We start from the raw sequence: 8,604 nt of genomic DNA, 5'->3' as shown, positions 1-8,604 counted from the left end.
AGGTGAGAGTCAGCGTGCTCATTATGGAAAAAATCTAAGATAATAGGAGTATGTGGCGAAGATACGTCACTACCGTTGACTTGGATACATAAAATCTAAGTTTTTAATGGAATATTGATAAGATATAATTTTTCTTACTATAGTACAACAATATTAGCGTGTTATCATCTTGAATACACCGTTGAGACTCGCTGAAACAAGGAGGAATCGTGAAGCTCACGATCTACAAGGGCCAGGAGTTACTGTATGTGAGCAACGCAACAATCACCCGTTTGCACCCACACAATACCGGGTTTGATGCCTATATTTGTAGTCACGACTACTAAATCACTTTTCGCATGCTAGCTCCTACCCAACTTGGCTTCGTTTCACTCCAAGTGAGTGACCTAGAAACCTCTCGCCGGTTTTACACCGAGGTTCTCGGCTTCCAGCTATTACCTTCGTCGCCCCCGGATGCGTACCTGTTTGCCACGCAAAGCGGCGCGCTGTTTGCTATTCGCACCCCCATAGTGGACCTACAGGCCACAAGCCAACTTGGATGGGGCGTAAGCCTCTGGTTTGGCATGCCCGAGCTGACTGCGTTCCTAGAGCGCCAACACGGCAAGGCTCACCTGATCCGCGGCCTGCAAGCCACACCCTTTGGTAACACGGCCATCATTGCCGACCCGGACGGCTACTGGCTGACCCTGCAAGAAGTACCTGCCACACAAAGGATTGCGTTACTTCGCCCAGCCATAACTGCTAACCCCTATGAGTGATAATCCGATCTTCTCCTATGTGCAGCCCGAGGAAAAAGCCGGCTACTTGCTCTGGCAGGTCTCCATGGGCTGGCACTTACAGATGAACCAGCAGCTGCGCCCACTGGACCTCACGCTGACACAGTTCTCGCTGCTGGCCGGCTTGTACTGGCTACATCGGCAGGGAGAAGCCGTAACTCAGCAGCGCCTGGCCGATTATGCCAATACCGACCGGATGATGACTTCTAAAGTCCTTCAGACGCTGGAGCGCAAGGGCTTGCTCGAGCGCCATAGCCACCAGCAGGACGGTCGGGCCAAGCAGCTGCGGCTGACCGTCGCCGGCGACACCCTACTTCGGCAAGCTAACGCCGTTGTGGAACAGGTAGATGCCCAATTCTTCGGTCCCCTGCAGGCCGAGGCGGGGCTATTTAGCCAGTTGCTATCCCGCTTAATGGGCTAGTGCCGTTGCTTGCCGAAGTAGAGATTATCGTGCTCCCCCAGCCACTACAAGTGAAACGTAAGAGGGTGCAGCGAAGACATAGCCAGTTTTCGCCCGCTCGCTGTTAGCACTTCCCCTGCTTGAGCAAAGGATGACTACTTACTCTAGCAGCAACTTGCTACTGCGCTTCGCGCACTACAAACTTTTTACCACCCTCTTCCACTACACGGAAGCCTTTCGCCAAATACTTGCGCTCCAAAAATTCGGGGAAGGTTTCTGTTGTGCGCTTAATTTTCTGCTCGTCTTGGTAGAAGCCTTCCACCTCCCAGTATTGAAATACCACCCGGGGTCGGTTCTGCACTACAGGAGCCGGCGACATCTTGGCTGGCACGGCGGGTAAGGCCTGGTGCAGATAGTCTTCCAGCATGTGCTTCTCAATGATGCCCTTGTAAAGATAATCCTTAGCAGACTTCTTGATCTTGCCTAGCGCCTGTTGCTTTTCGGTTATGCGCAACACGTAGTGTAGATATCCCTCGTCGTATTCCTGGGCAGCGAGTTGCGCGCGAATGATAGGTAAGCTGGCTTTGCCAATCCCAGCTTGGAGCAGAGCCGCTTCCCAAGGCGCCGTTGATTCGCTTTCCGAGGGTGTTTTGGTAGCAGCCTTTTCTTCCGAGGTTACCAGTTGAAAATGGAAGGTAATGCTTACGGGTATCCCTCGCTCCCGGTTCACCCGGTAGCTGAAGGGCAGGTCAGTTTCGGCACACGCCTGCTGGGCCTTAAGCAATACCTTGCTATTGAAATTATTGAACCGTCCTTCGTATTCGCCCTTGGTCATGCCTAGCATGAACTTCAGCTTATCTAACTCGATAGTTCGTTCATTACGACCAAAATTCACCCATTCCATGCACCACCAATAGATGCGGTGCCCATACGGATTCTTGATTTTGCGTACCTGATTCAGCCGGGCCGACGTGAAGTTGCCGTTGGCCTTGAGGCGCAGCAAGTAGGGTACAATAAGCGGGTTAAAGCAGGCAATTACGCCCCCAGCCTGCGTATCGTAGTACACCCGGGCCATCAGCGGAATTACCTCATAGTTGGGATTTTTGCGTCGCTTCAGTTTGCCGCCGTCCTCTACCAGCCGCTCAATTTTAAGCATCTGAGCACCGATAGAATCCACCATGCGACGCACCTCCTGATAGATGGCCCCGCCGCTACGTTCCGGGATTAGTTCTTTCGTGTGTACAAAGTGGTACTGAAACGACTCGTCTTCGGGCTGAATGCGGGCGAGCAAGCTTACAAACAACCGCATTTCTAGCGTTATCAGGTTGAATGAGGCATTGATCAGCGCATTGTGTTGCTTAATGAATGCTTCCGGATCAACCCGAACGGCAACGACGGCAACTTCCGTGTCGGGGTGAAGGCCCCCTAGCAAGGGTGTTTTGGTAGCAGGTTCAGTTATTTCATCCATGAAGGCCGGCACTAAGGGTGTTTTGGTAGCAACTCTGACAGAAATGGGTTGTTTTAGTAGCAAGCTTAGGTTGTTTTGGTAGCAAGCTTAGGTTGTTTTGGTAGCAGAAATGGGGTGTTTTGGTAGCACTCTATCATCATAATCATCGCTAAATCAATTAGTTATGGCCCCTATAACTAGTAAATAATATAAAGTATAAAAAGACTAGTCTGATTTTTTTAAGGTTGTTTTGGTAGCACCCAAAAAAGACTGTTAAAGTACAAATTGGCACAACGCCATATAAAAATTGTGCCTTTTTATGCTTTAAAGGCTTGATTTTTAAGTAGATTGTGCTTCTGCCTTGAAGTTACGCAAAACAAGAATGTTCTATCGGGTTTAGCAACTGAAAAAGAGGGTGCTACCAAAACAACCTTATACCGTTTTGGGGAGAGACTATAGTACAAAACCTGCTACCAAAACAACCTGCTGATTTCATAATAATCCCGCATAACTAAGTGAAAACCTCAGGGTGCTACCAAAACACCCTACGGGGGTACCCAAGGTAAACTGCTACCAAAACACCCTTATTGGGGTTCAAAAAATATTTTGTTGTGCGACCCTTATTGTGGTGAAATGGTAGCAGTTTCTTCATTGCCCGCATACAAGTGCTACCGAAACACCCTACGCACTTCATTGGCAAGCTCAGTTGCCAGCTTATGAGTAGTAGCAGCCTGTGTTCGGTGAGAAAGCTCAGGTACATCCAGTTATTAGCTGTGCCGATAGTAAGGACGCAAGTGGCATGGACCAAAGGTAAGTTGCTACCATTCTACCCTTGGAGTTGAAAAGGTAGCAGCTTGGCTTGCTTTAGGTAATACATTTCTTCTGCTATTTGAGCCAAAGACTTATGGACAATCATACCTCCTATTTTATCCTGATTTTGAGTTATGTATCTGTATTCAAACGCGAGGCAAAATTATTTATCATTGATAACGGTAAGTCATATGTGTAAGTACTTACCTAAATTTTGTATACTTGCTCTATGGATTTCTTCGATGAAGTGGGCCCAAGTGCCTTAGGTAGTCGGTTGCGTCACCTTACCGATTTAGTGACCAGCCAAGCAGCCCAGATCTATGGGCTGTATCATGTGGCCATTGAGCCACGGTGGTTTCCAGTTTTTTATACAGTTGCTAGTGCCCCAGGCCGGCATGTAGGCGAAATTGCTGAACGCATTGGACAGACGCATGCTGCGGTTAGCCAAGTAGTGAAAGAACTGGCCCGCCATGAATTAGTATGTGTGCAGCGTGGGCAGGTAGATCAGCGCCGTAGCGTAGTTGCTCTCACGGAAAAAGGCACCGCTCTCTGGCCTGTCTTGCAGCAACAAGTATCTGATGTTCGCCAAGCTTCGGAAGCCTTACTAGCTGAAACCCGGCACAACCTCTGGCTAGCTTTGGGAGAAATTGAATATGCCTTATCTCAACGCAGCCTAACCAGTCGGGTTAAGGCAATCCGCGATGCTCGCGTAGGTTCTCAGGTGAAGGTGCTAGCATACGAATCCCAGTATCAACCGGATTTTAAACAGCTAAACGTGGAATGGATTGAACGCTACTTCCGCGTGGAAGAGGCCGATTTGAAAGCCTTGGATCATCCTGAGGAGTATATTTTGCAGCGCGGCGGCCACATTTTCTTGGCCCGTTACCAAGACCGCATTGTGGGCACATGCGCGCTGTTATTACTCGATGATGGTAGCTTCGAGCTGGCGAAGATGGCCGTCTCCCCTGCCGTGCAAGGGTTAGGTATAGGCTTGCGACTAGGTGAGGCCGCTATTGCGCATGCCCGTCGCCTTGGGGCCCGCCGACTTTACTTGGAAAGCAATACCAAGCTAACCCCAGCTCTGCAGTTGTATCACAAACTCGGTTTTCGGAAAACTGTAGCTGGTCAGCCCTCTCCTTATGAGCGGTGCAACATCCAAATGGAATTGCTCCTTGGGTCCGAGCAGACTGACAAATAAGCTGAGCAGCTTGCTACAGTTTTTAAAAATTGCCTCTCAAAACCTTCTCTAAGAAAGTTTTGAGAGGTGGCTTTAACTGCCGATACCAGTCAGTCATAGTTGTAATTGGACGCTAGTTTGTATCGGTAAAACATTGACCAGTAGTCGGCTCATATTAGCAGCCTTATTCAACAATTGCTGCAATAGTAAGAATAGTAAGAATAGTAAGAATAGTAAGAATAGTAAGAATAGTAAGAATAGTAAGAATAGTAAGAATAGGCTTTAGACAATAAGGTTTGAAGCATGCCTGTTCAAGAACAGACAAGACGGTTACTCCTATTGATGTAAATGCATAAAGTAGCCCATGTATAGCCACCACGCCAGCTATTGCAGCAATTCTAACAATTGTTAGAATTGCTGCAATAGCTGGCGTGGTGGCTATACAAACAATTTGCAGAATGCTTTACATTGCAGCCATGCAGACAATTGTTTTTTCGAATCATAAGGGAGGAACTGGTAAAACCACTTCCTGCCTGAACGTAGCCTACGCGTTGACTCAACTCGGCAAATCCGTGCTACTGGTCGATTGTGACAGCCAGTGCAACCTATCTCAAAGCTTTGCTTATCGGGCACCCGAGAATAAAACCATTGGTACCGTTTTGCTGGGCCAAGCGAGTTTATCGGATGTTGTGGAAGAAGTAGGGGAGGGGCTGTATCTGGTGCCTAGTGCCTCCGATCTAGCGGAAGTGGAAGAGCGCATCAGTAAAAAACCAGGGGCCGAATTTGCCCTCAAAGAAGTGCTCGACGAGGTAGAGGAAATAGATTTCTGCCTGATAGATACGCCAGGCGGTTTGGGCAAGCTCACATACGCGGCTCTGACTGCAGCTGATGCCGTCTTTATTCCTGCGCAGCCAGAGTACTATGGTATCGAGGGTTTGGTCGGATTACTTGAGGTTTGCCAGCATGTGCAGAAGCGGCTCAACAAGAAATTGAAAGTTGGGGGACTGTTTTTCACTCAGTACAACCGCAGCGACCGGCGTCGCGCCCAGCGCGATATGGTGAATCTGCTCGAATCTCACGCCGTGTTCGGCCCACTGGTCATGCGTACCACGGTGCGGCCTAATGTGAGTTTAGTGGAAGCACAGATCGAAAAGGAAAACATATACAATTGGGCTCCTCAATCGGCCGGTGCCCAGGATTACGAGGCCCTTACCACTGAAATACTTTCCCGGCTATGAGCGAGAGCAAAACCAAACCTAAGTTCGGCAACAAAGTACTGGCTGCTATCACCGAACGCATCGAGCCAGCACAAGCGGCTGGAGCGCCCCAACCCGTAACCGAAACTGCATCGGTGCCGGAAAAGCAGGAAACAGTGTGGGTCTCTTTTACCACGGCCGTCACGCGCGAAACCTATATGAAGCTCAAGCAGGCCGAATACTGGGAGCCAGCCTTTTTCTTCAAGGAAGTGACAGAAGCTGCCTTGGTAAAAGAGTTGCAGAACTATCCGAACGCCGATAAACCTTTGCCGCCTGCCGCGCTGGAAAAGCTATTGCGCAGCAGTAAAAAGTTACGCTAAGCAGAATAGTAGACTGGCTTTTCTGCTTTTGCTTAGGGTACAATAGGAGAGCAAATTGCAGACGCACGAAGCGGAAAAGTAAAAGGCTAAACAGCCCGGGCCATGATGATATCATGCCCGGGTGACGCTATTTACTTGGTCCTGCAAAACCAGTAAAATGAGCGCACTAGGCTGCCGATGAAAAATTAGATAAATGGTGTTGGTTTGCCAAAACAGTTAGTGCTAGCTATTTTAGCTAAAACATTTACTTGGTTGGCAATGGCTGTCAGAAGAAAAAATCCGCAAACCCTCGTCTTAGATCCTGTTGTAGAACAAGAAATAGATGACGTTGATACGCTGGCTTACGGAAGCAACGAGGCCAGCGAAACGGCCGACGACGTAGTGGCGGCTTTATGCCCAACGTGTGGGGAGTTGCTAGCTTGGCACGAAGAAGCTTGCAGTGCGCCAGCCGCAGTTGAGGCAAGCAAGCCTTTACTTAACGAGCCAGAGGCAGTTGAACAACCCGTACAGAGTTGGGCACCTTCGCCGTTCACTTATGCTATCGGGCAGCCAGTGCAACCTGTCCCGGCGAATCAGGCTGGCCGGGTTATCTGGCGTGGGCAAGTAAAAGAACGGCACCCGCGCACGGGGCTGCTGCACCGCGTCAATGTATATCGGCTCGACAATGGCTTTTGGGATTGCTACTTCGAAGTTGAACTTCAAGCCGTTGGCGAACCCACGGCATCAGAGTCACCAGCTTAGGGTGAAATTACCAGGTTGAAAGCAGCAAAGTCACTGAGAGAGAGTGTAAGACACTATACCGAGAAGTGGCTTCGCAGCGGCTAGGACCTGCTTATGGGAGCAGCCGGATTACAAAGTTTTTCAGCGGGTTCTTCTTTATGATAGTGACCAACTGTCCGTTTGCGTAGCGGTATTCGTCTTCCCGCCCATCACGCAACGCGCGGTACGTGCTTGGGGCAGTAGGAGTGAGGGTGAAATAGTCACCGAAATACTCGGCGAAGGCTCGGGAATGACGGCCGGGTTCGTTGAAGAATTGGTCGGTGACGGTGTAGGTAATAGGTTGCAGCTCGATGGCGCGGTAGTGGTGCTTGTACTGATCGGCTACAATATCGTAGTGGTCTGCTTTCCATTCAGTACGCGAGGCAAAGTTGCCTTGGTTGGTGTGGGCTTCGACGGTAGAAAGCAGTAGTTGCCCGCCTCGAAACCGATTGATAACCTGGTAGTAGATTTTCAAGTGATAAAGCAAGAAATTCACTTGCACATCACTGGTGAGGGTAGTAACCACCTCACTGCTCGCCCCAAGTTGACGAGTAGCAGTCATCGTGCCGACGCGCAGACCGGCCACTTCAATAGCGTAGCGCCGGGTTTGCGAGGTTGATTGGCTTTGCGCTTGGACTGCCGCTGCAGAATTGGCTAGCAAGGCACTAACCAGTATGGCCAGTCGCAGCCAAGCCAGTCGTACGTTCATGAATGCAACATGACGCCCCGAGGCGTTGCTACTGCTCATTCAAGCTCCAGTTGTAATCGAGGTAACTGATTTTGGCAGTGTTGTCTAGTTTGGTGGCGGCATACTTGTTCACCCACCCCACAACCGTTTGACCATTGGCAGTCCAGTCGCCTTTATACCAGTCGAAGTACTTGGAGAGTTGGGCGCTGGTCTTGCCAGGCTTGTTCTTATTTGGATTGCGCAAGAAGTCACGGCCCTGTTCGTCGAGCTGGCTGTCGAGTTTGGCGGCGGTGTAGGCTTCGTTGCGCAGCCGGGGGCACGAGATGGACGCGCACACCAGCGCGAAGTGGATACGGGGGTCGTTATACTTTTTGCGCAGCGTGCCGTGTTCGATGTTGTCCAAGCTCATCTTGGTGCCCCCAATCGTGAAGAACTTGGCCGCCCAGGGCGTAGTCACGAAGGGAATCTGAATTTTGGTGCCAATGTCCTTGATGCTCTGCACCGGGTAGTGGTCGAGAATCAGGCGGATGGTGTAGGCGTTGTACGCGTTGATCCAGTAAGCCATCTGCTCGGCCTTACTCCAACTGGCGGTAGGCGGATTCTTGCTTAGCAGGGCCAAGTACTGGTTGAAAGCTGCTTGGTCGTTTTTCCAAGCTTTGTAGTTAACTAACCCTTGGTCGTTGACATACTTTTTCAACAGCTTATCAAAGGCGCTGTGGTCTACCGGTTCCGCTACGGGCGCCGTAGTTGGACCCGCCGCGGCTAGTGCTGGCCGATCAATAATCGGTCCCGTTGCCAAGACCACTGCAGCTAAGTAAGCAAAACAGAAAGTGTACATCTTCATATTCAAGCTCAATCAAGAACATATACGGCTGCAGCAGATAGGAGAGATTGGGGGCTTAGGCAATCTTTAAGCTCCTAGCATTTCGTAAGGTTAAAGAATGTAGGTTATAACTGATGCTCTTCTTTCT

At 49.9% G+C, this 8,604-nt stretch carries 9 protein-coding genes; 6 read left to right on the top strand and 3 right to left on the bottom strand.

The features are described 5' to 3' along the window. The first annotated feature begins 338 nt into the window (after positions 1–338). Positions 339–758 carry a VOC family protein gene (locus P1X16_RS30800; RefSeq protein ID WP_277236615.1) on the top strand — a complete coding sequence of 140 codons (420 nt, stop codon included), beginning with the start codon at positions 339–341 and terminating at the stop codon, positions 756–758. Continuing rightward, positions 751–1,197 (top strand): MarR family transcriptional regulator, encoded by a 447-nt coding sequence (locus tag P1X16_RS30795; RefSeq protein ID WP_277236614.1) that lies wholly within the window; start codon positions 751–753, stop codon positions 1,195–1,197. Before P1X16_RS30800 ends, P1X16_RS30795 begins: the two co-directional genes overlap by 8 nt. A gap of 157 nt (positions 1,198–1,354) precedes the next feature. Here the strand turns inward: P1X16_RS30795 and P1X16_RS30790 are convergent, their stop codons facing one another. Beyond that, positions 1,355–2,644: a replication initiation protein gene (locus P1X16_RS30790; protein ID WP_277236613.1), complete on the bottom strand. Its 1,290-nt coding sequence runs from the start codon at positions 2,642–2,644 to the stop codon at positions 1,355–1,357. 1,018 nt (positions 2,645–3,662) lie between these two features. Between P1X16_RS30790 and P1X16_RS30785 the strand changes: the two genes are divergently transcribed. The 4 genes from P1X16_RS30785 (at position 3,663) to P1X16_RS30770 (ending at position 6,927) form a co-directional block, all read left to right on the top strand. Then, positions 3,663–4,631 carry a GNAT family N-acetyltransferase gene (locus P1X16_RS30785; RefSeq protein WP_277236612.1) on the top strand — a complete coding sequence of 323 codons (969 nt, stop codon included), beginning with the start codon at positions 3,663–3,665 and terminating at the stop codon, positions 4,629–4,631. Between the two features lie 455 nt (positions 4,632–5,086). Next, the gene (locus P1X16_RS30780) at positions 5,087–5,848 is read left to right on the top strand and encodes a ParA family protein (RefSeq protein ID WP_277236611.1); all 762 of its coding nucleotides are present in this window, start codon (positions 5,087–5,089) and stop codon (positions 5,846–5,848) included. After that, positions 5,845–6,186, top strand: coding sequence for a hypothetical protein (locus tag P1X16_RS30775; RefSeq protein WP_277236610.1), 342 nt, complete (start codon positions 5,845–5,847; stop codon positions 6,184–6,186). Before P1X16_RS30780 ends, P1X16_RS30775 begins: the two co-directional genes overlap by 4 nt. 258 nt (positions 6,187–6,444) lie before the next feature. After that, entirely contained in the window at positions 6,445–6,927 is a 483-nt protein-coding gene (locus P1X16_RS30770) for a hypothetical protein (RefSeq protein WP_277236609.1), read from the top strand. A 91-nt stretch (positions 6,928–7,018) separates the two neighbouring features. On the opposite strand, the gene P1X16_RS30765 is transcribed toward P1X16_RS30770, so the two are convergent. Together P1X16_RS30765 and P1X16_RS30760 are read right to left on the bottom strand one after the other, a co-directional pair. Continuing rightward, positions 7,019–7,693 (bottom strand): DUF6134 family protein, encoded by a 675-nt coding sequence (locus P1X16_RS30765; protein WP_277236608.1) that lies wholly within the window; start codon positions 7,691–7,693, stop codon positions 7,019–7,021. Then, entirely contained in the window at positions 7,683–8,471 is a 789-nt protein-coding gene (locus P1X16_RS30760) for a DUF547 domain-containing protein (RefSeq protein ID WP_277236607.1), read from the bottom strand. The genes P1X16_RS30765 and P1X16_RS30760 overlap by 11 nt, the downstream gene beginning before the upstream one ends. Positions 8,472–8,604: the final 133 nt, after the last annotated feature.

This window comes from Hymenobacter sp. YC55, assembly GCF_029433095.1.
Lineage (GTDB): Bacteria > Bacteroidota > Bacteroidia > Cytophagales > Hymenobacteraceae > Hymenobacter.
Note: the sequence above shows the minus strand (reverse complement) of the source record. Positions and strands in the feature narration are given on the sequence as shown.